Here is a 23,938-nt window from a genome sequence, read left to right as displayed (position 1 = left end):
TTGATATGAAAATTTGGCTATCGGGTTTGGCGCTTCTGGTGGTGGCTACCACCGCGCAGGCTGAAAACTACCGCATCGTACAGTCGCCTGCGCAAAAGCTGGATATCTGGATCGACGACATTAAAGACAAAACGCCGCAGAGCTGGTGTAAGTCAGAGGTGGCGTTGCGTATTGTGGCGAACGGCACTAAAGAGGTCGCTATCCTCGAAAACTTTGTCCCTCGTCTTGGCGCGTTGCTGAAAAACCAGTGCGGCAAGCTGGATAAGCTGACGTGGAAACTGAACGATCCCGCGGGCGTCACGCTGGCGCGGGGCACGGCAAACAAGGCGCAGGACTGGGCATTGGTGGTCAAACAAGAGAAGACGGCCACCGCCCGCGTCGAACTCGTGCCGCCTGAGCTAAACCCGGAGTCGAACTCGGTTGCCGCAGACCGTACGCCGTGGCAGGAATTTACGCTGCAGGATGGCTGTCATCTGCGTACTTTCTGGCAGGGCGGTACCTCTGCGCCAGCGTTGTTTATTCCGGACTCCGACAAAACCCGTTGTGAAAACGGCAGCTGGCTGAGCGGTCATACGGTCATCTCTCAGACCCGTAATGGGGCTAAAAAAGAGATGCCCGTTACCTGGATCCACGGTTTCCCGGTGATGGGATTGAGTGAGAAGGTCGATCCGGAAAAGGCGCTGATCACCTCCGTTAATAAAGAACGCATGGTGTTCAGCACCCAAAACAGCCACCAGAGCTGGATGCTTCTGCCTTACGACCCGGCGCTGGGCGGCTGGAAGATAGACGGCACGGTCGCGGTAGAAATTTCCCGCGAGATGGCCAGCGACGATGCGAAGCTGCAGGCGCGTATTAAAGCGGTCAAGCAGACCTGGAGTCCGTGGCTTGCCCCAGGGACTTCTCTCAATATTGTCCTGATCGACACGCTGCGCCCTCAACTGCGCGATCCCGCTATTGGCGCCTGGCGCGCGGTGAATTAAGGAGCGGCTATGAATACGCTTTATCGACATCTGGCGGGCGAGTTCCTTAACGACGCACTGCTACGCCTTGAATCACAGATCAAAGCCCGACCCGCAGACGCCGACCTGCGAGCCGCCTTCGTGCAGTTTTTAACGCTAAGCGGAAACTGGGCGCGCGCATTGACCCAGCTTAAGAGCTGGCTGGCGCTGAAGCCTCAGGCGAAGCCCACCGTGACGCTGCTTGAACAGTCCATTCAGGGCGAACAGCAGCGTGCGCAGGTACTGGCAGGTATGGCCGCTCCCGCAATGCCACACGCGCAGTGGCCGTGGCTGACCACGCTCGCCGCCGCGCTCACGGAAAGCGGCGAACACGCCCACGCGCTACGTCTGACGGCGCTGGAACAGGCGCAGGCGAGCGCAGGTCAACTCGCATTCGACAATGAAGAGACGCAGGACTTCGAATGGCTGATGGACGGCGATGCCCGGTTGGGTCCCGTGTGCGAAACGATCGTCAACGGCCGCTATTTCTGGCTACCGTTTAGCGCCATTGCGAAGATCCAATTTCAGGCGCCCGCCAGCGTCACGGATCTGGTCTGGCGCCACGCGCTGGTATGCCTGACCGACGGCAGCGAACAGGTCTGCCAGATCCCTGCGCGTTATCCCTTTGCCAATGAGGCGGCAGATGCCGTCAAGCTGGCACGCACCACCGAATGGCGACCGCTGGATAACGACGGCCTGCTTTATCTGGGGCAGGGGCAGAAAGCCTGGCTGAGCGAGCAAAGCGAAAATCCGCTGCTTTCACTGAGTCTCGTGACGTTTGCCCCGGACGCGGCAAATGAGTAATCCCGCAGGTGAAGGCGATCTGCAGCGCAGCGGCTGGCGTGCCCGTAGCGGGCAGGAAAACGTCGGCGCACGCGACAAAATGCAGCCCTCGCTGTTGGATCGCCTGACGGATAACGCGCCGGAACAAAAACGCGAGTCGGCCAACAGCAATCTGATTACCCATGCCGCGCTGCGTCGCCATGTGCTGCGGGATTTGCAGTGGCTGTTTAACACCATCAATCACGACTCGTCATACAACCTGAGCGCGTTGCCGCAGGTGAGTCGTTCCGTCGTGAACTTTGGCGTCGCCCCGCTGGCGGGCAAGCGGATGTCGGATATTGAATGGCACGATATCCAGCGCAAGCTGACCGAAGCCATCATTCATTTCGAGCCGCGTATTTTGCCTCAGGGGCTACAGGTGCGCTGTGTCTCTGACACCTCCTCGCTGGATCTGCATAACGTTTTATCGATCGAGATAAAAGGGCGACTGTGGTGTGTGCCGTATCCGCTGGAGTTTCTGTTTCGTACGGACGTCGATCTGGAAAACGGCCATTTTGAACTCAAAGACGCGGGGTAATCATGGAAAGTAAACTGCTCGAGTATTACAACCGCGAACTGGCCTACCTGCGCGAGATGGGGGCGGAGTTTGCCGAACGTTACCCGAAGGTCGCAGGGCGGTTGGGCATGCGCGGCATTGACGTGGCGGACCCTTACATCGAGCGGCTGATGGAAGGCTTCGCATTTCTGACCTCGCGCGTGCAGCTGAAAATGGACGCGGAATTTCCGCGATTTTCCCAGCGTATGCTGGAGATGATCGCGCCGAATTACCTGGCCCCCACGCCGTCAATGGCGATTGCAGAGCTACAGCCCGACAGCAGTCGTGGCGATCTGAGCAACGGTTTCCTGGTTCCACGCGGCACTATGATGGATAGCCTGGCGCTGAAAAAAAACGGCGTCACGTGCAGTTATACCACCGCGCATGAGGTCAATCTGCTGCCGCTGAAAATAGAGAAAGTGGCGCTGGGCGGTATTCCCGCCGATCTGCCGCTGGCGCAACTTGGCCTGAGCCAGCGCGGTGCCTGTAGCGCATTGCGTATTCGCATCGCCTGCGATGGCCCGCAAAACCTAGGACACCTCGATTTTGACCGACTGGCGTTTTTCCTCAGTGGCCCGGACATTGAAGCGCTGAAGCTGCTGGAGCTGGTGATGGAGCATCACGTCGGCATCGTCTGTCAGACCCTGAGCGAGCAGCCATTGCGCGAGGTGCTCCCGCCAGACGGCCTGCGCCAGGAAGGTTTTGAGCCGGAACAGGCGCTGCTCCCGGACGATCTGCGCAACTTTGACGGGTATCGCCTATTGCAGGAGTACTTCGCGTTTCCGGCGCGTTTCCGGTTCATTAGCCTGAGCGGGACAGGCAAGCTGATTCAACGCTGCGAAAGCGAAAAAGCCTTCGATATTTTCATTCTGCTGGGTAAAACCGATGAGCAACTGGAGCGGGTGGTTGATGCCAGCCATCTGGCTATGCACTGCACCCCGGTCATCAACCTGTTCCCCAAAGTGGCAGCGCGCCAGAAGCTCAGCGAAGGCCAGCACGAATACCATCTGGTGGTGGATAACATCCGCCCGCTGGATTATGAAATCTACGCGGTAAAGGCGATTTACGGCAGCGCCGACGGTCAGCGTGACGACCAGACGTTTCGTCCGTTCTGGAGCACCTGGAGCCAGGACGCGGGCAACTACGGCGCCTATTTTTCTCTGCGCCGCGAACAGCGCGTACTCTCTGAACATGCCCTGCGCTACGGCACGCGAACCGGCTATGTCGGCTCGGAAGTGTTTGTTTCGCTGGTGGACGAGCGGCACGCGCCGTGGCAGGACGCCCTGCGCTATATCTCCGCTGACGTCCTGTGCACCAGCCGCGATTTACCCCTGATGCTACAGCAGGAGCTGGGGCAATTCATCATGGCGGACTCCATGCCGGTCAAATCCCTGAACCTGCGAAACGGTCCAACGCCGCCGCGCCCGGCGCTGGCGGAAGGGTTTAGCACCTGGCGACTCATCAGCCAGCTACAGATGAACTACCTCAGCCTGATGGACAGCGAAAACGAAGAGGGCGCGGCGGCGCTGCGTCAGTTGTTAGGCCTCTATGCAAACCTGGCGGAGACGCCGGTTGCACGCCAGGTGGACGGTGTTCGCCACTGCGTGCTGGAGCCGGTACACCGTCGCGTACCGGAACCCGGCCCGGTGGTGTTCGCCCGCGGGATCGGCATTACGCTGACGGTGGACGAGCGCGCGTTTTCCGGGGCCAGCCCGTGGCTTTTCGGCAGCGTGCTGGAGCGCCTGTTTGCCCGCCTGGTCTCCATCAACAGCTTCACGGAGTTCACTCTGAAAAGTCAGCAGCGCGGTGAGATTGGCTACTGGGCGCCGCGAATGGGGAAAAGGGCGCTGATATGAGCGACGTGACCCCCGCACCGCTGCGCGTGCATCGTCTGACGCCACTGCCGGAGCCGTTCTGGCGTGACGTCAGAGAGACACCGTGGCGCTACGATCTGTTTCAACTGTTACGGCGTATTGATGCGCAGGGTGGCGAACGTTACCCGCTGGGACGTGCGCCGCTGCCCAAATTTGAGCCGTTACGTATTGGTCAGCAGCCGTCAATGGGGTTTGCGCCCTCGACGGTCGCGCACGTGCGCCAGCGCGAAGATCAAGGCCTGCATGAGGTCTCGATCCTGAGCTTCGGCCTGTTTGGCCCCAACGGCCCGCTGCCGGTTCATATGACGGAATATGCCCGTGAGCGTATTCATCATCACCAGGACGATAGCCTCAGCGCATTTGCCGACCTGTTTCACCATCGCCTGACGCTGCTGTTTTATCGCGCCTGGGCGGATGCGCAGCCTGCCGTCTCGCTCGACCGCGCCGACAACAGACGCTTTGAGGGCTATCTGGCGTCGCTGATCGGTATGGGGCAGCCCGGTCAAATGGAGAAAGGCAGCCTCAGTCCGCACGCCCGCTTTACCCACGCCGGGCACCTGACCCGCCACGGACGCGATCCGGAAGGGCTGGAGAAAATCCTGCGCGACTATTTCAAGGTTCCGGTGAAGCTGGTTAGCAATGTGCCGCAGTGGATGCCGCTTACCCGGCGTGAACAGGCGCAACTGGGTGAAGGGCGTCGCCTGCCGCGCATGGGCGAGTCCGCATTTCTCGGGATTGCGGTACGCGACGTGCAGCACAAGTTTCGTCTCGAGATAGGCCCGCTGAGCGCACAAGAGTACAACCACTTCCTGCCCGGTACGGCCCAGGTGACGGCGCTGCGCGACTGGGTTCGCCAGTACGCCGGCCTGGAATATGAATGGGAAACGCGCGTGATACTGCGTGCTGAGGCGGTGCAGGGTGCCACCCTCGGTCGCGACGGGCGGTTAGGCTACAACACCTGGCTGGGTATTCAGCCTGAGCCCATACCGCGTGGCGATCTGCTCTATCCCGCAGAGCGGTAGTTTCTTCTACAACATTGTTATCAACGGAACCGAACATGTCAGAAATCAGCCGTGCCGTTCTTTTCGGCAAACTGGACACGCTGTTATTTACCTCTCTGGAAAGCGCTACCGCGTTCTGCAAGCTGCGCGGCAACCCTTATGTTGAGCTGGTGCACTGGCTGCATCAACTGATGCAACAGCAGGATGGCGATTTGCAGCAGGTGATCCGTCACTTTTCACTCGATGAACAACAGCTGACGCGGGATATTGTCGCCGCGCTGGATGCGCTGCCGCGCGGGGCAAGCTCGGTCTCCGATCTCTCCGAGCATATCGATAGCGCCGTTGAGCGTGCCTGGGTGTATGGCTCGTTGAAATTCGGCGTCAGCCGTATTCGTGGCGGGCATCTGCTGATCGGCCTACTGAAAACCTGGAATCTGGCGAACGTGCTGAAGAGCATCTCTGCCCAGTTTGGCCGTCTCAATGTTGAGGTGTTGATCGCGCAGTTCGACACTATTTGTGCACAGAGTAAAGAGGCGCAACAGGCCGCTGCTGCGGTGGATGCGCCAGCCGGTACGGTGCCTGCCGCCCAGGGGACCCTGGCCCAGTATGGGCAGGATCTGACGGCGCGAGCCCGGGAAGGCAAAATCGACCCGGTGGTCGGGCGCGATGAAGAGATCCGCCAGATGGTCGATATTTTAATGCGCCGCCGGCAGAACAATCCGCTACTGACCGGGGAAGCCGGGGTCGGTAAAACGGCGGTGGTGGAAGGCCTGGCCCTGCGTATCGCCGAAGGCGACGTACCGGAACCGTTGCAAAACATTCAGCTGTGGCTGCTGGACATCGGCATGCTGCAGGCGGGCGCAGGGATGAAAGGCGAATTCGAGGCCCGACTCCAGGCGCTGATCAATGAGGTACAGTCCAGCGCGACGCCGATCATCCTGTTTATCGATGAGATCCACACCCTGATTGGCGCCGGTGGCCAGCAGGGAACCGGCGACGCCGCTAACCTACTGAAACCTGCGCTGGCGCGTGGGCAGCTGCGCACCATTGGCGCCACCACCTGGGCGGAATACAAAAAGTATATTGAGAAAGATCCGGCGCTGACCCGCCGCTTCCAGACGGTGCAGGTGCACGAGCCGGACGAGGCGAAAGCCGTCCTGATGCTGCGCAGTACCGTGTCGCCGCTGGAGACCCATCATCAGGTATTACTTCTTGATGAAGCGGTCAGCGCGGCGGTGAAGCTTTCGCACCGCTACATTCCGGCGCGTCAGTTGCCGGATAAAGCGGTCGCCCTGCTCGATACCGCCTGCGCCCGCGTGGCGGTCAGTCAGAGCGCACCGCCGCCTCAGCTTGAAGACTGTCTGCGACACCTTGCCGCACTGGAGGTGGAAATGGAGATTGCAGAGCGTGAAGCGCGCGTCGGCGCGGGCGAGCCTGAACGCGTCACAGCGTTAAAAGCGGCGCGCGATGACTACGAAGCGCAGCGCGACGTCCTGACCCGTCGCTGGCATGAAGAACGCAGTCTGGTCAGCGAGATCGTGGGCCTGCGCGCCGCGTTATTTGCCGCCGGGGATGACGAGACGACTGAACTGCGCAGCCAGCTTGCCCAGCAGCAGCAGGCGCTGAAATCGTTGCAGGGCGATGCGCCACTGCTGTTCGCGGCGGTGGATGAAAACGTGGTGGCGGCAGTGGTTTCTGACTGGACCGGCATCCCGCTTGGCCGGATGGTGAAAAATGAAATCGACGCGGTGCTGAACCTGGCCGACACGCTGAATCAGCGGGTGATTGGACAGCGCCACGGTCTTGACCTGATTGCCCGTCGCGTCAAAACCTCGCGGGCGAAGCTTGACGATCCGAACAAACCGGTCGGCGTATTTATGCTCTGCGGCCCGTCCGGCGTGGGGAAAACGGAAACCGCGCTGGCACTGGCGGAGTCGCTGTATGGCGGTGAACAGAATGTCATCACCATCAACATGAGCGAATTCCAGGAGGCGCACACCGTCTCTACCTTAAAAGGTGCGCCTCCGGGTTATGTGGGTTATGGCGAAGGTGGCGTGTTAACCGAAGCCGTACGCCGTCGTCCCTATAGCGTCGTGCTGCTGGATGAAATTGAAAAAGCGCATCCGGACGTGCATGAGATTTTCTTCCAGGTCTTCGACAAGGGCTGGATGGAAGACGGCGAAGGGCGACACATCGATTTTCGCAATACCATTATTATTCTCACCTCCAACGTCGGCACCGATCTGATAGGCGCCATGTGTGCCGATCCCGAACTGATGCCGGAGCCGGACGCGCTCGGCGCTGCGCTGCGCCAGCCGTTGCTGCAGGTGTTTCCGCCTGCGCTGCTGGGACGTCTGCTGGTGGTGCCGTATTACCCGCTCAGCGACGAGATGCTCGGGCAGATTGTTCGCCTGCAACTTCGACGCATCCAGCGTCGTCTCGAAGAGAATCACACTATCCTCTCGACGTTTGACGACAGCGTCGTGGAACAGATTGTTCAGCGCTGTACCGAGGTGGAGTCCGGTGGACGTATGGTGGACGCTATTCTGACCAACACCTTACTGCCCCAGATGAGCCAGATTTTACTTACCGCCAGCCGCAGCGACGCGCAGTACCGACGTCTGCATGTCACCTGTGAGCACGGCGAGTTTCACTGTCAGTTTGCCGCGTAACGCAATCATCAAGAGAACTGTTAAAGATGACGGATAATGATAACAATCGGACTGTCCCCAATGCGCTCCCTGTCGGGTACCGTTTCAATGAGTTTGAAATTAAAGAAGTAATTGGCGGTGGGGGATTCGGCATCGTTTATCGCGCCTGGGATCATCAGCTCGAACGCACTATTGCGATCAAAGAGTTTATGCCCGCCTCCCTGGCGTTGCGCGGCGATGATATGACGCTGGTGCTGCGCAGCGAGCGATTCAGCAAAGCGTTTTCTGCGGGCCTGAACAGCTTTATTCAGGAAGCGCGTTTGCTGGCGCGTTTTAATCATCCCAACTTGCTGCACGTGCTGCGATTCTGGGTGCAGAACGACACCGCGTATATGGGCACGCTGTTCTACAGCGGCACCACGCTCTCGCGCTTGCGCGAGGAGAAGCCGGAGCAGATTAACGAAGCCTGGATCCGTCGCATGCTGCCGATGCTGTTTGGGGCGATTAAGACTATCCACGACGAGGGTTATCTTCACCGTGATATCTCGCTGGATAACATTCAGATTCAGGAGAACGGTCTGCCGGTGCTGCTCGATTTTGGCTCGGCGCGCCGCACCATTGGCAATCTCTCCGACGAGACGGAAACCATGTTGCGCCCCGGTTTTGCGCCGATCGAGCAGTACACCGACGATAACGAAAGCGAGCAGGGGCCGTGGACCGATATTTACGCTCTCGGTGCCGTCTTGCGCACCCTGATCGTTGGCTCACCGCCGCCGGTGAGCGTGGTGCGTTCGATTCAGGATACCTGTAAGCCGCTGGTGGAATTGCAGCCACAGGGATACTCGCTGTCGCTGTTGCAGGCTATTGACCGCGCGCTGGCGCTGCGCATGGAAGACAGACCGCAGTCGATCGACGAATTTGCCGCGCTTATTGAGATGCCGGTCGCGGGTATCGATGAGGTGATGAGCGCAAAAAAACCGGGCACCATGCTGGTGCCGGTCGAAGAGAAAAGCGTGTCGGTCGCTGTGTTTGACTGGCGACGTTACACGATCCCGGCGATTGGCGCCGCAGGCGTACTTGTGGGAATTGTGACGGGGGCGATGCTGTTCAGCGGCGGTCACGAGACGGAAAATCAGACTGCGGAAGTTCGTCCGGCTGAAACGCCGACAGCGACCGCCGTCAGCGAACCGGTCGCGGCTCAGCAAACCACCACCGCGCAGGTTCAGCCGCCTGCCGCTGCGGACTCCAGTCCGTCGCCAGTAGTAGAAGCCAGCCCTGTCGCGTTGATCTATATCCGTATGCTGGAGGGGGAAAACCTGCGGGTAAACGGCGAGCGTAAAGCGCTGCGTCCGGCAACGAACGGCTATGCCTCTCTTAAACTCCCGGCAGGACAATTCACGATTGAATTGCAGGGAAGCGGTAAAACGCGGGCCCAAATCCTCGATATCGCGAAACCTGGCACCTGGCTGGTGAACCCGTAAACGAAGCTGGTTACAGGACGGAGCGCATGTATAACATCAAATTTATCTACCTTTTTAACGAGAATGTATCGCCCGCGTTATTTGCAAAAATCATCCGCCCGTCCGTTGCCGGACAGTGGATTATGTCGGTACCGGATAATTCGTTACGCTCGCTGTTCACGCGCTACGATCTCCTCCACTCAATAACCGGGGCGAATCCGTATCAGTCAGGGCGAAATACCCGCACGCTGATCGTGCAGGATTTAGACATGGGCAGGGTCGTTGCGATTGATGAAAGTCATCGTAACTGGTCGTCGGTGACGGAAGTTTTTTATATCAATGAAAAAGGCAGGCTCCAGCCTGCCTCGCCCACCGGACTGGGCTGGTATCCGGTGAGCACTATCGTCGACCGATACGAAACCATGGTGAGAACCTACGGTTCCCGCCCCGAGCCTACGGTGCTGCCAACGCAGGTCGTGAAAGCCAAAACGGCGCAGGTGCCGGACCAGCCGACGCCGGGCAAAGAGGGCAAAACCTATGCCGCACAGTTGCAGGAGATGACGAAGGCGGAACGCTGGCAGGCGCGCAAAGAGCTGATTGGTCAGGGCAGTAATAGCCTGTACCCGGATGCGCAAATCGCGGCTAAACGGCTGGCGGCCAATAATATCGCCGTGGAAAAAGCGAAGCTCGCGGGGAATGTTTACAAGACCGTTAATCCGTTAGAAGCGACGCCGAACGTGCCGGAAGGGTGGAAAGATATTAGTAATGACAGTGCGTTACTGAATAAATTTGGTCTTAAAAGCAAAATGCTTTACGACAATGAAACGTCACCGGATTTTCTGGCGCGTGTCTATCAGCCTGATCCTGACGTCTTTGGCAATGATATGAATCCTACGCTGGTGTTCAGGGGATCACGAGAACCCGGACTTGCGTCATTAAAAGACAACGTCTCTTCGCTATTGAGCAAAGGGGAATTGGCTCCGGTTAAAAACGGCGCTGACTGGGCAAACAATGGCGCACAGGGCATGGGGATGGAGTCTGCCTATTATCGAAATGCAGTAGGCATGGGGAATATTTTGGCGAGCTCGGGCCAAAACATCGATATCGCCGGACATTCGCTCGGCGGCGGGCTCGCATCTGCAACGTCAATGGCCAGTGGTAAAGCGGGTTGGACATTCAACGCTGCGGGGCTTAACAGTGACACGGTTGAACAATATGGCGGGAGTGTGCTGGGAAGCACGGACAATATTCAGGCCTACCGTGTTGAAGGTGAACTGCTGACCAAAATTCAGGAAGTGAATCTTTGGGAAGATTTAAAAACGGTGAAGGGACATGTACCGGCATTAATTCTCAAAGAAGAGATCTCTGCCCTCAGCCCTAACGCGGCCGGGATTGCACACGATCTTCCGGGCGGGACCGGAAGCGCACTGGACCGCCATGGGATCGATCAGGCAATTAACTGTATCGAGCAGCAGAAGGACGAGGACATCTCAATCATCAGGAGTCGCTTGTGAAAACGTTTTTAGTAGGCTGCTTCGCACTGTGTTTTACGTTCATGATTCAGGGGTGTAAACAAGATATGGATTTAAATCCGCAGGATTACTTTAGCGGCCAGCAACTCACATTAGCCAATGCGATTGAACACGGTGACGTCGATGACGTTGTTAAACTGGCTTCAGAAATTGATTTAAACAAACCCGGGAAAGAGGATATGACGCTCCTGTTCTGGGCCATCATGAATGCGATCTACGATAAGAAAACGCCCACACAATTAAAGATGATGACCGTACTGGTTAAGGCAGGTGCCGATCCGCTCCAGCCGCGCCCAGCGGGAAAAAGCAGTCCGGCGGAATACGTTTTAAAAGCTGACAGCGGTGACTGGATTAAGGCGTTGCTTGACGGCGGTTTATCGCCAGATGCGAAAGATAAAACGTATAAAGAGCCCATCATTTTTGAAACGATCAAGGCCAAAAATACCGAGACTCTGGCGGCGATGCTCGATATGGGAGCCAATATCAATATCACTGACTCGTTAGGTAATACGCTTCTCATTGAGGCGCTAAATTTTGGCAAATACGATCATGTGTTGTTATTGCTAGAACGCGGAGCCGATGCTGAAATTCGAGGCCACGGTGGCTTGACGATGGGAAGCCTGCTTCAACGCCTTTTGGATGGCGCAAAAGAAGGTAGCGAGCAATATCAAACGCTGACCAAAATCAAAGAGACGTTCATCCAGCACGGAGGGACGTGGCCGCCTGCGCCTGTTAAATAACGTTCTGATGGAATATCAATTCGCCTGTATGGATAGCCCTTTTCATTCAGGTATACACAACCAGATTCTCCTTTAGTTTTCTGCTTTTTTACCGCCACACCTTTTTGTGCCGCATAAAACAATTACGGAATAACGATTATGCTTAACCGAATTACCGTCCAGCTCCCGGTTGAGGGGCTGCTGTTCTGGAAACTGTCTGGCCGTGAGGCGATGTCTGAATCGTTTGCTCTGACGCTGACGCTGCTTGGCACGGACGCGCGCATTGACCGCAGTAAACTGCTTGGACAACCAGTGACGGTGACACTCCCAACGCAGAGCCTGCTCACGCCGCGCTACATCAACGGCAAGGTGACGCGGGTGGCGGTCAGCGCCGTGGAGCTGACGGGAACCCGTTACGCGGTCTACCAGCTGACGGTGGAGCCGGATCTGTGGCCGATGAAGCGTGACCGTAACCTGCGTATCTTCCAGGGGCAGACGGCACCGCAGATCGTTAAGACGCTGCTGGGGGAACATCAGGTCAATGTAGAAGATAAACTGACCGGCAGCTATCGGGTATGGGACTACTGCGTGCAGTATCAGGAGTCGAGTCTGGACTTTATCAGCCGCCTGATGGAGCTGGAGGGGATCGCCTTCCACTTCCGCCACGAGGCAGACAAACACACCCTGGTGCTCACCGACGCTGCGACGCAACATCTGCCGTTCAGTGGCTATGAGTTCATTCCCTACCATCAGACGCCGTCGGGTGGCAGCACGGATGAAGAAGGCATCAGCCAGTGGGCGCTGGAGGACAGCGTGACGCCGGGGATTTACAGTCTTGACGACTACGACTTCCGCAAACCGAACGCGTGGCTGTTCCAGGCGCAGCAGAACCCGGCCTCGCCCCAGCCTGGCAGCATTGACGTGTACGACTGGCCGGGGCGGTTTGTGGATCACGGTCACGCCGAGTTCTACGCCCGTATCCGTCAGGAGCGCTGGCAGGTGGAACACCAGCAGATACAGGCCACGGCGACGGCCGCTGGCATCGCGCCTGGGCACACGTTTACCCTGAGCAACGCGCCGTTTTTCAGTGATAACGGTGAGTATCTGACCACGGCGGCGAGTTACCACTTTGAAGAGAACCGCTACGCGAGCGGAGAGGGGGAAACTATTCACCGCACCGACTTCACCGTTATTCCATCATCGGTGGCGTATCGTCCGGCGCAGACCACGGCGTGGCCGCGCACCTACGGCCCGCAGACGGCAAAAGTGGTGGGGCCGCAAGGGGAGAGTATCTGGACCGACAAATACGGCCGGGTGAAGGTGAAATTCCACTGGGACCGTCTGGCGAAAGGCGATGACACCAGCTCGTGCTGGGTGCGAGTCTCCAGCGCATGGGCGGGTCAGGGGTACGGCGGGGTGCAAATTCCGCGTGTGGGTGATGAAGTGGTGGTGGATTTCATCAACGGTGATCCGGACCGCCCGATTATCACCGGTCGCGTGTACAACGAAGCGAGTATGCCGCCGTGGGCGCTACCGGCAGCGGCCACCCAGATGGGTTTCATGAGCCGGAGCAAGGACGGCGCGGCGGACAACGCCAACGCCCTGCGTTTTGAGGATAAGGCGGGTGAGGAACAGGTGTGGATCCAGGCCGAGCGTAATCTGGATATTAACGTTAAAAATGATGAATCCCATTCGACAGAAAAAAACCGTACCCAATATGTGGGGGAAAATGAAACCCTGCGGGTAGCCAAAGATCAGCAGGCGGGGATCAAAGGGGACGTCATTTGTCTGGCAGGAAAAAGTCGAAGCGATAAAGCCGTGAACAACTATACGCTTTCTGCGGGCAATACGTTACGGCTGGAGTGTGGTGAAAGTGCGATTGAATTATCGAAAGATGGCAGCGTTAATATTATCGGTAATAACTTCAATTTCACCGCGAAACAGCAGGCACAAATTAATACGCTTTCTGGCGAACTGCATTTAAATCCGAATGGTGGCAGCAATGCTATCGATCCCCCAGGGGCTGCCCATCAGGCCGATCTCCAGCATGAAGTGGACAGTTTCTTTGTGTTTAATGCCAGCAAGTAAGAGTAACCGGGTAGCGTTGACCACAGCGAAGGCGATAGTTACGTAATGAAATGGATAGGTTTTACTCTATTTATAATAATCACACTGATTTATATCTGGGATGGAAAGGATCTGTTTACAAAAAAAGAGTGGCGTGGCTTTGGAATGAAATTTATCTCAGTGCTGATTGGCGCATTTGCCTTGGTGTTTATTCTGGTTGGCATTTAAAAGTTTATCCCCATAATTACTAAAGAAACAGCGCGTGCGTTATCTGCAATTATACCAGTTTCATTCATGGCAATATTAGTGTCAAAGTTTTCCGTCGTTATGCTTAGTGCCATCTTTGATATTATTATACGTTTCCATGAACGCTATAATACTGCTGCGAACTATTCAAAGTTATCATCATTGTTTAACAAGTATGGGCCAAAATTACGTGTTCTGGCAAAATGTCTGGCATCGTTTGGCTGTATCCTTATGTTCTATGGTATTTGGTTTGGCAGTACGGTCTGAGTTGAAGTGGTTTATGAACACCAGGAGTCACTATGCTTTTCCCGTAGCTTATCAGCGTGGGAAAAAACGGGTGCTATCCAAAGTGGGTCGGTAGACACCGCAATCATCATGATGACCACTTCGAGGCAAATAAACTCAGCCTTGAAATTATCCTGGCGACGCTGAATATTGAAAAAAGCTAAGTCAGGGTAATATTGACCTCTTATGTATAAACAACCTGATATTACCCCGGATAAAGCCATGCTTCAGCCATAAGTTTCAGAACGCCGGTCTCGCATTGTTGTATAGACAAAGGCCACGATAAATATCACCGTGAACAATACGACGATGGTGGGGGCGGGGGCACTGTCGATAAAAAACGACAGATAAACGCCCAGAAATGAGGTGATGACTGAAAGCACGGTGGCCAGCATCAGCGCCTGGGCGAAACGGCGGGTGAGTAAAATGGCTATCGCGCCAGGGGCAATCAGCAGAGATATCGACAAAATGATGCCCACGGATTTTAGCGTGGCGACAATGGTTAAGGCTATCATGCACAGCAGCCCGTAATGCAGCAACGTGGTGTTCAGACCGCTGGCTCTGGCCTGATTCGGGTCAAAAGCGTGCAGCAATAAATCCTTCCATTTCAGACCGATAACCAGCGCTATCCCCAGCGCAATTAGTGCGGTTTGCAAAATATCGGTCAGCGAAACGCCCAGCATGTCGCCAAACAGAATGTGGTCCAGATGAACGTCCGACTGGATAGAGACATACAGCACCAGCCCCGCGCCAAACATACCAGAAAAAACAATCCCCATGATGGTATCGCGCTTAATACGGCTGTTGTCGTCGAGATAACCTGTCGCAACGGCGCAGAGCAATCCGGCGATGAACGCGCCGATAGCCAGCGGAATACCGGCTATCCAGGCCAGCACAATCCCCGGAAAAACCGCATGACTCATCGCATCGCCCATCAGCGCCCAACCTTTCAATACCAGGAATACCGAAAGCAGTGCGCAGGGCACCGCGACAATGGCGGAGACGGCCAGCGCATTGAGCATAAAGTCGAACTGGAAGGGTTCCATCAGTGTGGTTAAGAGCATGAGGACTCCTTGTTCATTCGCGCGCGGCGACGGTTTGCCAGCAGGCCATGTTTCGGCGCGAAGACAAACGCGGTCAGGAACAGCAAGGTTTGCAGGACGACGATAATCCCGCCCGTCGCGCCATCCAACCAATAGCTGAGCCAGGCGCCAAAAAAGCTGGTCAGGCTGCCGATAGCCACGGCGATGACCAGCAGGCGAGGGAAGCGGTCAGTCAACAGCCAGGCGGTTGCGCCGGGGGTCACCACCAGGCAGATAACCAGAAACGCGCCGACCGTTTGCAGCGCCGCGACGGTGGAGACGGAGAGCAGCGTGAAGAACAATAACTTTAACCGACCCGGATTGAGCCCAATGGAACGGGCATGATTTTCATCGAAAAAGGTCACCATCAGATCTTTCCATTTCAATAGAAGGATCGTCAGAGAAACGGCGCCAATAATGGCCAGTTGCACAATATCTTCCGGCGCGATGGCTAACACGTTGCCAAGAATAATGGTCTGAATGTTGACCGACATGGGATTGAGCGAAACCATAAACAGCCCAATGCCAAAGAACGACGAGAAGATCAGACCAATAATGGCGTCTTCTTTCAGACGCGATCGCTGGTTGAGAAACAGCATGCAGCCTGCGGCGAGTCCCCCGGAGAGAAACGCGCCGAGCGAGAAGGGCAATCCCAGCATATACGCCCCCGCCACGCCGGGGACGATAGAGTGCGATAACGCGTCGCCAATCAGCGACCAGCCTTTGAGCATTAAATAGCAGGAGAGAAAAGCGCACAGCCCGCCGACCATCGCTGACACCCACATGGCATTGAGCATGTACTGGTAACCAAAGGGTTCCACAAGCCAGTTCATGATTAATCTCCCTCGTTGGCGGTTCGGTGCGAGATAAACGGGCGCTCGTCATCGGTAATGATGTGCTCTTCGCTGCCACTCAGCGCCACATGGCGCAATACGCCGCTGAACGCCAGTTCGAGATTTTCTGCCGTGAAGGTGGTTTCAGTGGGGCCGCTCGCCAACACTGTCCCTTTGATCATCACCGTGTAATCACAAAACTCCGTCACCGACCCCAGGTTATGGGTGGATACCAGCATGGTGCGGCCTTCATCGCGCAGTTCACGTAACAGGGTGATGATTCGCGCTTCGGTTTTCACATCCACGCCGGTAAAAGGCTCGTCCAGCAGAATCACCTGACCATCCTGGGCAATCGCTCGGGCAAGAAAAACCCGCTTTTTTTGCCCGCCGGAGAGTTCGCCTATCTGGCGATGGCGGTACTCCAGCATGTCCACGCGAGCCAGGGCGGCGTCAACGCTCGCGTGGTCGTGTGCCTTCGGACGACGTAGCCAGCCCATGTGACCGTAACGCCCCATCATCACGACATCTTCCACCAGCACTGGAAATGACCAGTCCACCTCTTCTGACTGGGGGACATAGGCGATCAGATTCTGCTTCAGCGCTTTGTTCACCGGCTGCTGCAAGATCGATATCTCTCCGGCCGCCAGACGGACAAATCCCATCAGCGCCTTAAACAGTGTGGATTTACCCGAGCCGTTGACGCCCACCAGGGCGGCAATCGAGCCGCCGGGGATCTGAAACGTGGTGTTCCGTAGCGCAGTGTGACCGTTGCGATAGGTCACCGTGACACTGTCGGCGGTAATGGCAGCGTGGCTCATTTCTGACTCCTCAGACCGTCATTGATACCGCTGACGATGGTTTCGGTGGTGACGCGCAGTAAATCCAGATAGGTCGGTACCGGGCCATCGGCAGTACTCAGGGAATCGACATACAGTACGCCGCCGTAGTGCGCGCCAGACTCACGGGCGACCTGACGAGCGGGTTTATCAGAGACGGTACTTTCACTGAAGACGGTGGGGATCTGATGCTGTCTGATCGCGTCGATCACTTTGCGTACCTGTTTCGGCGTGCCCTGCTGATCGGCATTGATCGGCCACAGATACAGCTCCCTGAGATTGTTATCCCGCGCCAGGTAGGAGAATGCGCCTTCACTGGTGACCAGCCAGCGTTTATCGGTGGGGAGTGTTGCCAGTTCGTCGCGCAGCGGATCAAGCGTCTGGCGAATCTTCACCTTATAGCTCTCGGCATTTTTTTGATAAACCGCTGCGTTTTGCGGATCGTACTTCGCCAGCGCATCGCGAATATTATCGACATAAATGAGCGCGTTTTCTGCCGACATCCAGGCGTGCGGGTTGGGTTTGCCATTGTACGGACCTTCGCTAATGCCCATCGGTTGCACGCCCGCAGAGACCGTGACTTCCGGTACGCCAGAAAGATGCTGATAAAATCGGGCGAACCACAGCTCCAGGTTCATGCCATTGGAGAGAATAAGCTGCGCGCCTTGCGCCCGTTTGATGTCGCCGGGGGTGGGCTGATATTCGTGAATCTCGGCCCCCGGTTTGGTTATCGAACTGACTTCCGCCGCGTCGCCCGCCACATTTTTTGCCATATCAGCAATGACCGTAAAGGTGGTGATTACCTTGAATTTCTCTGTGGCCCAGGCGGGCGTCAGTGTTAGTGATGCCAGGACACCAGTAAGGAAAAAGGACGTCAAACGAGGCAGGTTCGGCATAGTATCCCTCATGGAAAAGTGGTTAATTATTCTTCAAATATAGCCTTTGCTATGTTATATAGCACACAGCATAGTTAAATGAAAATAATTCTTATTTGCGTGGCTGGCTAAGCATGTGTCACCTTCGGGTGATAGTCTGCAGGGGGAATAAGTTGTAAAATAAATGCACTTTAATGTGGTGGAGGCACTATGTCCGGCAAGCGAATCGCGCGTGAAAAACTGACGATCAAAAAAATGATCGCGCTATACGAGCGCCAGTGTCCACAGGCGTTAGATGAACCAGGGCATTACGCCGCGCTGTTCGCCTATGCACAAAAACGGCTGGACAAGTGTGTGTTTGGTGAGGATAAACCGGCCTGTAAACAGTGTCCGGTGCACTGTTACCAGCCAGCAAAGCGTGAAGAGATGAAACAGATTATGCGCTGGGCGGGGCCGAGAATGCTCTGGCGTCACCCGATGTTGACCGTGCGTCATCTGATTGACGACAAACGCCCTGTCCCGGAATTACCGGAAAAATATCAACGTAAAAAGTGAGTGTGAAATGCCTGATGGCGCTGCGCTTATCAGGCCTACGGACAAACCCCACCTGTAGGCCGGATAAGGTGCTTGCACCGCCATCCGGCAACGCTTCGTTTACACCAACGCATCCTTATCAATACCCAGCCGCTTCATCCGTGAAAGCAGCGTGGTTCGCTTAAGCCCCAGACGTTGGGCTGCGCCTTTCGGTCCTGCCACGACGCCATTCGTCTCTTTCAGCACACGCAGAATCAACTGAAATTCATCTTCGCCATCCTGTGCAACTTCGGTGGCGACCGGCGGCGTGGTCTGCGTGAATATGCCGACATCCGGAAGCGAGAGTTGTAACACATTGCCCCGGGTCAGCAGCACGGCGCGCTCCACCACGTTTTCCAGTTCGCGAACGTTACCAGGCCACTCCATATTGCTCAGGGTACGTAGCGTTTCTGCGGGGATGCTGTCGATGTTACGTCCCATCCGACGGGCGATTTTAAAGGTGAAGGCTTTTACCAGCAGTGGAATATCTTCCGGGCGTTCGCGCAGCGGTGGGAGCTGGATCGGGAAGACATTCAGGCGGTAATAGAGATCGTTGCGGAACTCGCGATCGGCCACCATCTTTTTCAGATCGCGGTTGGTGGCGGCGATCAGTCGCACATCGGTCTGGATCAGCTTATTGCTGCCCAGGCGTTCGAACTCCTGCTCCTGGAGAACGCGCAGCAGTTTGGGCTGCAGCTCCAGCGGCATGTCGCCCACTTCATCGAGAAACAGCGAACTTTTATCTGCCAGCTCAAAACGCCCGATGCGCTGGGCGCTGGCCCCGGTGAACGCGCCACGCTCATGACCAAACAGATCGCTTTCCAGTAGTCCGGCAGGCATCGCGGCACAGTTCATTTTCACCATGCGACGCGTGTTACGTCCGCTCAGGTTGTGAATCGCGCGGGCGATCAGTTCCTTACCGGTTCCGGTTTCTCCCAGAATCAGGACCGTACTGTCGCTTTGCGCCACCATCTCGACCTGCTTGAGGACGTTGTACATCGCCTCACTGCGTCCAATGATCTCGCCAAAATCACTGTCGACATTATTCAACTGTTCGGTCAGCGCCAGGTTTTCGTCCACCAGGCGTTCCTTGAGACGGTGGATTTCCTGATAGGCGAGGGCATTATCGACGGCAATCGCCACGCGTTCGGCGATTTGACGCAGCAATTTCAGGTTGGTGGTGGTGAAGATTTTTTCTTCGCATTGTGCCAGTTTCAGTACGCCGAGCATGGTGTTGCCGGACATCAGCGGCAGCAGGCACAGCGTTTGCAGTTGATTACCCCAGGTGTCGAACAGCATACGTTCGTAAGGGGCAAGCGCATCCCTTTCATTCAGGTTAATCAGCAGCATCTCTTTGCTTCTGAACACCCGTTCAGTGAGGGTGCCTGCTTCATCCACCTCACTTTGCTGGTGAGCGGGATGCGTTTTATCCAGATAATGGGTAGACCAGATATTCAGTTTATTTTTGTGATGGCTGCGCAGAACAATACTGATTGCGTCGATGTTGAAGTAGTAGTGGATCTCTTTAGCCACTTCGCTGACCAGCTCGTCGATGTCGAGACGCGAGAGCACCGCATTGGTGATCGCCACCAGAATACGGAAGTTATCGCGTTCGCGGCACAGCAAATCGTAATCGACGTTGTTCGAAACCCGACACTGAATCTGCTCGGCAACCACCGAGACAATCTGCGTAATGGTTTGCAGGCGTTGGTACTCTTTTTCGCTCCACGGGCGGTCTTCATTGCGGATAAATTCACAGCCGCCAAAGATACGTCCGTCTGCCGCCAGCGGTAGCAGGCAATAGTGGCCAAATTCACCGTATAACCCGGAGGAGGCTAACTGTGGCCAGGTTTCCGTAAACTCATGGAAGTTACAGTGCAATGCGTCGGGACGAGACAGAATACGGCGAACGGGGCCGTGCGCCAGCACCGTTTCGTCCTCATATTCGATCGGCTTACTGTTTTCTTCGCGCGTCGCGTAATAGCGTGCGCGCTGTGTTTGTGCCTGCCATAACACAATAGCCGCGCTGTCGGCTAATGCCGAACGCCTGACCAGTTGGGAAAGCGCTTCACTGAGCGAAGCCAGATCGGGCTGCTGCAATAATGTACGAGTAATATCAAACAACCCTTGCTGTCCGAGATCGCTCATCGGTGTATACGACATGTTGCTTTTCCAGGAAAGTACCGCACTGCGGCAAGAAAACAAAATTATAGGTTTTGTAGGCCGGATAAGCGTAAGCGCCATCCGGCATGATTACAGAATTAACAAATACGTGGCAGAGGTTCGGAGTGCGGCAAATCAAGGGTACGTTTGACGCCATATAAACCTGCGAGACGAACGCCTTTACGCTCGACCACTTCGCCAATCAACGCGGCATCACGTCCCAGAGGATGTGAACGGAGCGCTTCCAGTACCTGTTCAGCCGCCTGACGTTCAACGGCAATCACCAGCTTACCTTCGTTGGCAAAGTTAAGGGCATCCAGTCCCAGCAGTTCGCACACGCCACGCACCGCCGGTTTTACCGGGAGGGCAGTTTCAGACAACTCAATACCGCAACCGCTGGCAGCGGCGAATTCATGAGTGACCGCGTTTACGCCACCACGAGTGGCATCGCGCAGCGCCTTCACGCCGGAAATATTGCGTAACGTCTGAATCAGCGGGGTGAGTACGGCGCAGTCGCTCACCAGTTCGCCATCCAGCCCCAGCTGTTCGCGTAGATTGAGAATGGTCGCGCCATGATCGCCCAGCGTACCGCTTACCAGCAGAACGTCGCCTGGGGTCAGGGTTTGCGCGCCCCAGTGAATATCGGCCGGAATAGCCCCCATTCCCGCAGTGTTGATGAACAGCTTGTCTGCCGCGCCGCGCTGAACGACTTTAGTGTCGCCGGTCACAATGGCGATACCCGCTTCGCGAGCCGTTGCCGCCATACTGTTCACCACGGTTTTCAGCGTCTCCATCGGCAACCCTTCTTCAAGGATAAAACCGCAAGACAGATAACGCGGGATCGCGCCGCTGACCGCAACGTCGTTCGCGGTGCCGCAAATGGCCAGTTTGCCAATGTTGCCGCCGGGGAAAAATAACGGGTCAATGACATAGCTGTCGGTCGAGAAGGCCAGACGATCGCCTTCTGCCATTAACTGCGCCAGATCCAGACGCGCCTGATCTTCTTGTTCCGCCAGCCACGGGTTGGCAAAAGCTTCCATAAACAGACTGTTGATCAGCTGCTGCATGGCCTGTCCGCCACTTCCGTGGGCGAGTTGTACGCTATTCATGCTTCACACTCCTGCTGACGATACTGATACCAGGCGGCACATGCGCCTTCGGAAGAGACCATCAGTGCGCCAAATGCGGTTTGTGGATTACAGGTGTTACCAAACAACGAGCATTGATTCGGCTTGCATTTGCCGGTCAACACTTCTCCGCAACGTGCGCGCGGATCGTCGTATACCTGCTGCGGCGCTGGTTGGAAATGAGCCTCGGCATCAAACCGTTGGTAGTCTGGCATCAGATGAACGCCAGATGATTCAATCACGCCAAGACCGCGCCATTCGCTGTCACCCGTCACGCAGAACACCTCGGCAATCGCCTGTTGCGCCAGGGCATTACCGGCATCCGGCACCACACGGCGATACTGGTTTTCGACCAGACTATGGGCTGCGATTTTCTGCTCAACCAGCATGGCGACGCCCTGCAACAGATCAAGCGGTTCGAATCCTGCGACTACCAGCGGACGGTGGAACTCGCTGGCAATAAAGTTATAGGCATCGGTGCCAATTACCATGCTGACGTGACCCGGTGCGAGGAAGGCATCGATGCCGCTGTCCGGCTGTTCCAGCAGGCAGCGCAGCGTGGGGATAAGCGTGATGTGCTGGCAGAAAAAGTAAAAGTTCTGCACGTCTCGCGCTTTTGCCTGCTGCAGCGTAATGGCGGTGGTCGGCATGGTGGTTTCAAAACCCAGCCCGAAGAACACGACTTTACGCGTCGGGTTTTCCTGCGCCAGTTTGAGCGCATCCATCGGGGAGTAAACAATGCGGACATCGGCGCCGCGCGCTTTGGCCTGCAGGAGAGAACCCTGCTTGCCCGGTACGCGCATCGCATCGCCAAAAGTGCAGAAAATCACTTCCGGGTGGCTGGCGATTTCGACACAGCTATCAATTCTGCCCATCGGCAGTACACAGACCGGGCAGCCAGGACCGTGAATAAACTCCACGTTCTCGGGCAATAACTGATCGAGGCCGAATTTGAAGATAGCGTGGGTATGGCCGCCGCAGATTTCCATGATACGCAGCGGGCGTTCGGCAGTGTAAGGGAGATGGACCGCGCGCTCACGCAGATGGTCAATTAACTGCATCACCTGTTCCGGTGCGCGATATTCGTCAACAAAACGCATTATTTTTCCTCACCAAACAGCAAAGCGCCGACGTCCGGCTCAACTTCAAACATGTTTTGTAGCGCATCGAGGGTATCGCGCGCTTCGGCTTCATTAATGACACTCATGGCAAAACCGACGTGGACCAGCACCCACTGGCCTAAACGCGGCTCACCGTGTTCATCGCAGCTGCCGACCAGCGTCAGGTCGACGTCGCGCTGAATGCCGCAAACGTCGACTTTCGCCTGGTTACCGTCAATGGTACGGATTTGACCCGGAACGCCTATGCACATCGCTGTGACTCCAGCCAGTTCAGCCACTGATCCATCCCTTCACCGCTGGTGGCGGAAATCAGAATGATTTCAATCTCCGGGTTCACTTCACGTGCGCTGGCGATGCACTTCTCAACATCGAAGTTGAGGTAGGGCAGCAGGTCGATTTTGTTGAGCAGCATCAGCGAGGCGGCAGCAAACATGTGGGGGTATTTCAGCGGCTTATCTTCACCTTCGGTGACGGAAAGCACCGCCACTTTATGACGTTCGCCGAGATCAAAACTGGCCGGGCACACCAGGTTGCCGACGTTTTCAATAAACAGAATGCCGTTGTCTTCTAAAGGCAGACGCGGCGCGGCATCGGCAATCATCTGCGCGTCAAGGTGGCAGCCTTTACCGGTGTTCACCTGGATGGCCGGCGTGCCGGTGGCGCGAATACGGGCTGCATCGTTGACGGTCTGCTGGTCGCCTTCAATCACCGCACACGGCACGCGCTCTTTCAGCTTCATCAGCGTTTCGGTGAGCAGCGTGGTTTTGCCGGAGCCAGGGCTTGAGACAAGGTTAAGCACCAGATGCTGGCGGGCAGCGAAGCGAGCGCGGTTACGTTCTGCCAGGCGGTTGTTTTTGTCCAGCACGTCGATTTCAACTTCCAGCATACGGCGCTGGCTCATGCCTGGCGCATGGGTTCCGGCTTCGCCGTGCCCATAATGCAGGTCGCCTTCTTCCGTCTGGCTGGGGGTAAAACTGGACGTCTTCACGCCGGTAATATTGAGCGCCGGGCGAGCCGCCGGGGCAAATGGCGCACTACGAAACGCCGAATGAGGGTTATGTTCATCGCCCTCGATATAAAGGTTGCCTTCAGCGCAACCGCATGTTGTACACATCGC

General features: G+C 56.4%; 21 protein-coding genes. 12 read left to right on the top strand and 9 right to left on the bottom strand.

The window, feature by feature from the left end; all coding sequences use genetic code 11:
* Positions 1 to 5 precede the first annotated feature (5 nt).
* From AC07UY_RS12415 to AC07UY_RS12365, 11 genes are all read left to right on the top strand, one after another.
* A complete protein-coding gene (locus AC07UY_RS12415) occupies positions 6 to 980 on the top strand; it encodes a hypothetical protein (protein WP_494701249.1) in 975 nt (324 codons plus the stop codon).
* A gap of 9 nt (positions 981 to 989) precedes the next feature.
* Entirely contained in the window at positions 990 to 1,802 is an 813-nt protein-coding gene (locus tag AC07UY_RS12410; RefSeq protein WP_494660823.1) for a type VI secretion system accessory protein TagJ, read from the top strand.
* Positions 1,795 to 2,358 (top strand): type VI secretion system baseplate subunit TssE, encoded by a 564-nt coding sequence (gene tssE, locus AC07UY_RS12405; protein ID WP_494660824.1) that lies wholly within the window; start codon positions 1,795 to 1,797, stop codon positions 2,356 to 2,358. Before AC07UY_RS12410 ends, tssE begins: the two co-directional genes overlap by 8 nt.
* A gap of 2 nt (positions 2,359 to 2,360) precedes the next feature.
* Positions 2,361 to 4,232, top strand: a complete 1,872-nt coding sequence (gene tssF, locus AC07UY_RS12400; protein WP_494660825.1) for a type VI secretion system baseplate subunit TssF — start codon at positions 2,361 to 2,363, stop codon at positions 4,230 to 4,232.
* Positions 4,229 to 5,272, top strand: a complete 1,044-nt coding sequence (gene tssG, locus AC07UY_RS12395; protein ID WP_494660826.1) for a type VI secretion system baseplate subunit TssG — start codon at positions 4,229 to 4,231, stop codon at positions 5,270 to 5,272. The genes tssF and tssG overlap by 4 nt, the downstream gene beginning before the upstream one ends.
* A 35-nt stretch (positions 5,273 to 5,307) precedes the next feature.
* On the top strand, positions 5,308 to 7,923 hold the full coding sequence (tssH, locus tag AC07UY_RS12390; RefSeq protein ID WP_494701250.1) for a type VI secretion system ATPase TssH: 2,616 nt from the start codon (positions 5,308 to 5,310) through the stop codon (positions 7,921 to 7,923).
* Positions 7,924 to 7,949: 26 nt separating this feature from the next.
* Positions 7,950 to 9,383 carry a serine/threonine protein kinase gene (locus AC07UY_RS12385; RefSeq protein ID WP_494701251.1) on the top strand — a complete coding sequence of 478 codons (1,434 nt, stop codon included), beginning with the start codon at positions 7,950 to 7,952 and terminating at the stop codon, positions 9,381 to 9,383.
* Positions 9,384 to 9,409: 26 nt separating this feature from the next.
* Positions 9,410 to 10,876, top strand: coding sequence for a Tle-like phospholipase domain-containing protein (locus AC07UY_RS12380; RefSeq protein ID WP_494701252.1), 1,467 nt, complete (start codon positions 9,410 to 9,412; stop codon positions 10,874 to 10,876).
* 65 nt (positions 10,877 to 10,941) lie between these two features.
* Positions 10,942 to 11,634 carry an ankyrin repeat domain-containing protein gene (locus AC07UY_RS12375; RefSeq protein ID WP_494724432.1) on the top strand — a complete coding sequence of 231 codons (693 nt, stop codon included), beginning with the start codon at positions 10,942 to 10,944 and terminating at the stop codon, positions 11,632 to 11,634.
* A 138-nt stretch (positions 11,635 to 11,772) separates the two neighbouring features.
* Complete coding sequence (locus AC07UY_RS12370; RefSeq protein ID WP_494701253.1) at positions 11,773 to 13,701, top strand: type VI secretion system Vgr family protein; 1,929 nt, start codon at positions 11,773 to 11,775, stop codon at positions 13,699 to 13,701.
* Positions 13,702 to 13,746: 45 nt separating this feature from the next.
* Positions 13,747 to 13,908 carry a hypothetical protein gene (locus AC07UY_RS12365; protein ID WP_494660832.1) on the top strand — a complete coding sequence of 54 codons (162 nt, stop codon included), beginning with the start codon at positions 13,747 to 13,749 and terminating at the stop codon, positions 13,906 to 13,908.
* Between the two features lie 530 nt (positions 13,909 to 14,438).
* Here the strand turns inward: AC07UY_RS12365 and sitD are convergent.
* From sitD to AC07UY_RS12345, 4 genes are read right to left on the bottom strand one after another with little or no spacing between them, the layout of a single operon-like run.
* Positions 14,439 to 15,275 carry an iron/manganese ABC transporter permease subunit SitD gene (gene sitD / locus AC07UY_RS12360; protein ID WP_494701254.1) on the bottom strand — a complete coding sequence of 279 codons (837 nt, stop codon included), beginning with the start codon at positions 15,273 to 15,275 and terminating at the stop codon, positions 14,439 to 14,441.
* Positions 15,266 to 16,126, bottom strand: coding sequence for an iron/manganese ABC transporter permease subunit SitC (gene sitC / locus AC07UY_RS12355; protein ID WP_203360232.1), 861 nt, complete (start codon positions 16,124 to 16,126; stop codon positions 15,266 to 15,268). Before sitC ends, sitD begins: the two co-directional genes overlap by 10 nt.
* A gap of 2 nt (positions 16,127 to 16,128) precedes the next feature.
* Entirely contained in the window at positions 16,129 to 16,944 is an 816-nt protein-coding gene (gene sitB, locus AC07UY_RS12350; RefSeq protein WP_494660834.1) for an iron/manganese ABC transporter ATP-binding protein SitB, read from the bottom strand.
* Positions 16,941 to 17,858 (bottom strand): metal ABC transporter substrate-binding protein, encoded by a 918-nt coding sequence (locus AC07UY_RS12345; protein WP_494660835.1) that lies wholly within the window; start codon positions 17,856 to 17,858, stop codon positions 16,941 to 16,943. Before AC07UY_RS12345 ends, sitB begins: the two co-directional genes overlap by 4 nt.
* Positions 17,859 to 18,047: 189 nt before the next feature.
* Here AC07UY_RS12345 and AC07UY_RS12340 point away from each other — a divergent pair, with 189 nt between their 5' ends.
* A complete protein-coding gene (locus AC07UY_RS12340; protein WP_494660836.1) occupies positions 18,048 to 18,392 on the top strand; it encodes a nitrous oxide-stimulated promoter family protein in 345 nt (114 codons plus the stop codon).
* Positions 18,393 to 18,491: 99 nt separating this feature from the next.
* On the opposite strand, the gene flhA is transcribed toward AC07UY_RS12340, so the two are convergent.
* The 5 genes from flhA to hypB all read right to left on the bottom strand — a co-directional run bounded on the left by flhA (position 18,492) and on the right by hypB (position 23,935).
* Positions 18,492 to 20,573, bottom strand: a complete 2,082-nt coding sequence (flhA, locus tag AC07UY_RS12335) for a formate hydrogenlyase transcriptional activator FlhA (RefSeq protein ID WP_494701255.1) — start codon at positions 20,571 to 20,573, stop codon at positions 18,492 to 18,494.
* A 98-nt stretch (positions 20,574 to 20,671) separates the two neighbouring features.
* Positions 20,672 to 21,682, bottom strand: coding sequence for a hydrogenase maturation carbamoyl dehydratase HypE (gene hypE / locus AC07UY_RS12330; protein WP_494660838.1), 1,011 nt, complete (start codon positions 21,680 to 21,682; stop codon positions 20,672 to 20,674).
* Complete coding sequence (hypD, locus tag AC07UY_RS12325; protein ID WP_203360238.1) at positions 21,679 to 22,800, bottom strand: hydrogenase formation protein HypD; 1,122 nt, start codon at positions 22,798 to 22,800, stop codon at positions 21,679 to 21,681. The genes hypE and hypD overlap by 4 nt, the downstream gene beginning before the upstream one ends.
* A complete protein-coding gene (gene hypC / locus AC07UY_RS12320; RefSeq protein WP_192613227.1) occupies positions 22,800 to 23,072 on the bottom strand; it encodes a hydrogenase 3 maturation protein HypC in 273 nt (90 codons plus the stop codon). Before hypC ends, hypD begins: the two co-directional genes overlap by 1 nt.
* Entirely contained in the window at positions 23,063 to 23,935 is an 873-nt protein-coding gene (hypB, locus tag AC07UY_RS12315; protein ID WP_490469924.1) for a hydrogenase nickel incorporation protein HypB, read from the bottom strand. The genes hypC and hypB overlap by 10 nt, the downstream gene beginning before the upstream one ends.
* Between the last annotated feature and the right edge of the window lie 3 nt (positions 23,936 to 23,938).

This window comes from Citrobacter sp. GW821-FHT02E08, assembly GCF_059421685.1.
Note: the sequence above shows the minus strand (reverse complement) of the source record. Positions and strands in the feature narration are given on the sequence as shown.

Bases quoted from the DNA above. Each gene is read 5' to 3' on its own strand.
- AC07UY_RS12415 (WP_494701249.1), top strand. From the start codon at position 6: ATGAAAATTTGGCTATCGGGTTTGGCGCTTCTGGTGGTGGCTACCACC.
- AC07UY_RS12410 (WP_494660823.1), top strand. From the start codon at position 990: ATGAATACGCTTTATCGACATCTGGCGGGCGAGTTCCTTAACGACGCA.
- tssE (WP_494660824.1), top strand. From the start codon at position 1,795: ATGAGTAATCCCGCAGGTGAAGGCGATCTGCAGCGCAGCGGCTGGCGT.
- tssF (WP_494660825.1), top strand. From the start codon at position 2,361: ATGGAAAGTAAACTGCTCGAGTATTACAACCGCGAACTGGCCTACCTG.
- tssG (WP_494660826.1), top strand. From the start codon at position 4,229: ATGAGCGACGTGACCCCCGCACCGCTGCGCGTGCATCGTCTGACGCCA.
- tssH (WP_494701250.1), top strand. From the start codon at position 5,308: ATGTCAGAAATCAGCCGTGCCGTTCTTTTCGGCAAACTGGACACGCTG.
- AC07UY_RS12385 (WP_494701251.1), top strand. From the start codon at position 7,950: ATGACGGATAATGATAACAATCGGACTGTCCCCAATGCGCTCCCTGTC.
- AC07UY_RS12380 (WP_494701252.1), top strand. From the start codon at position 9,410: ATGTATAACATCAAATTTATCTACCTTTTTAACGAGAATGTATCGCCC.
- AC07UY_RS12375 (WP_494724432.1), top strand. From the start codon at position 10,942: ATGGATTTAAATCCGCAGGATTACTTTAGCGGCCAGCAACTCACATTA.
- AC07UY_RS12370 (WP_494701253.1), top strand. From the start codon at position 11,773: ATGCTTAACCGAATTACCGTCCAGCTCCCGGTTGAGGGGCTGCTGTTC.
- AC07UY_RS12365 (WP_494660832.1), top strand. From the start codon at position 13,747: ATGAAATGGATAGGTTTTACTCTATTTATAATAATCACACTGATTTAT.
- sitD (WP_494701254.1), bottom strand. From the start codon at position 15,275: ATGCTCTTAACCACACTGATGGAACCCTTCCAGTTCGACTTTATGCTC.
- sitC (WP_203360232.1), bottom strand. From the start codon at position 16,126: ATGAACTGGCTTGTGGAACCCTTTGGTTACCAGTACATGCTCAATGCC.
- sitB (WP_494660834.1), bottom strand. From the start codon at position 16,944: ATGAGCCACGCTGCCATTACCGCCGACAGTGTCACGGTGACCTATCGC.
- AC07UY_RS12345 (WP_494660835.1), bottom strand. From the start codon at position 17,858: ATGCCGAACCTGCCTCGTTTGACGTCCTTTTTCCTTACTGGTGTCCTG.
- AC07UY_RS12340 (WP_494660836.1), top strand. From the start codon at position 18,048: ATGTCCGGCAAGCGAATCGCGCGTGAAAAACTGACGATCAAAAAAATG.
- flhA (WP_494701255.1), bottom strand. From the start codon at position 20,573: ATGTCGTATACACCGATGAGCGATCTCGGACAGCAAGGGTTGTTTGAT.
- hypE (WP_494660838.1), bottom strand. From the start codon at position 21,682: ATGAATAGCGTACAACTCGCCCACGGAAGTGGCGGACAGGCCATGCAG.
- hypD (WP_203360238.1), bottom strand. From the start codon at position 22,800: ATGCGTTTTGTTGACGAATATCGCGCACCGGAACAGGTGATGCAGTTA.
- hypC (WP_192613227.1), bottom strand. From the start codon at position 23,072: ATGTGCATAGGCGTTCCGGGTCAAATCCGTACCATTGACGGTAACCAG.
- hypB (WP_490469924.1), bottom strand. From the start codon at position 23,935: ATGTGTACAACATGCGGTTGCGCTGAAGGCAACCTTTATATCGAGGGC.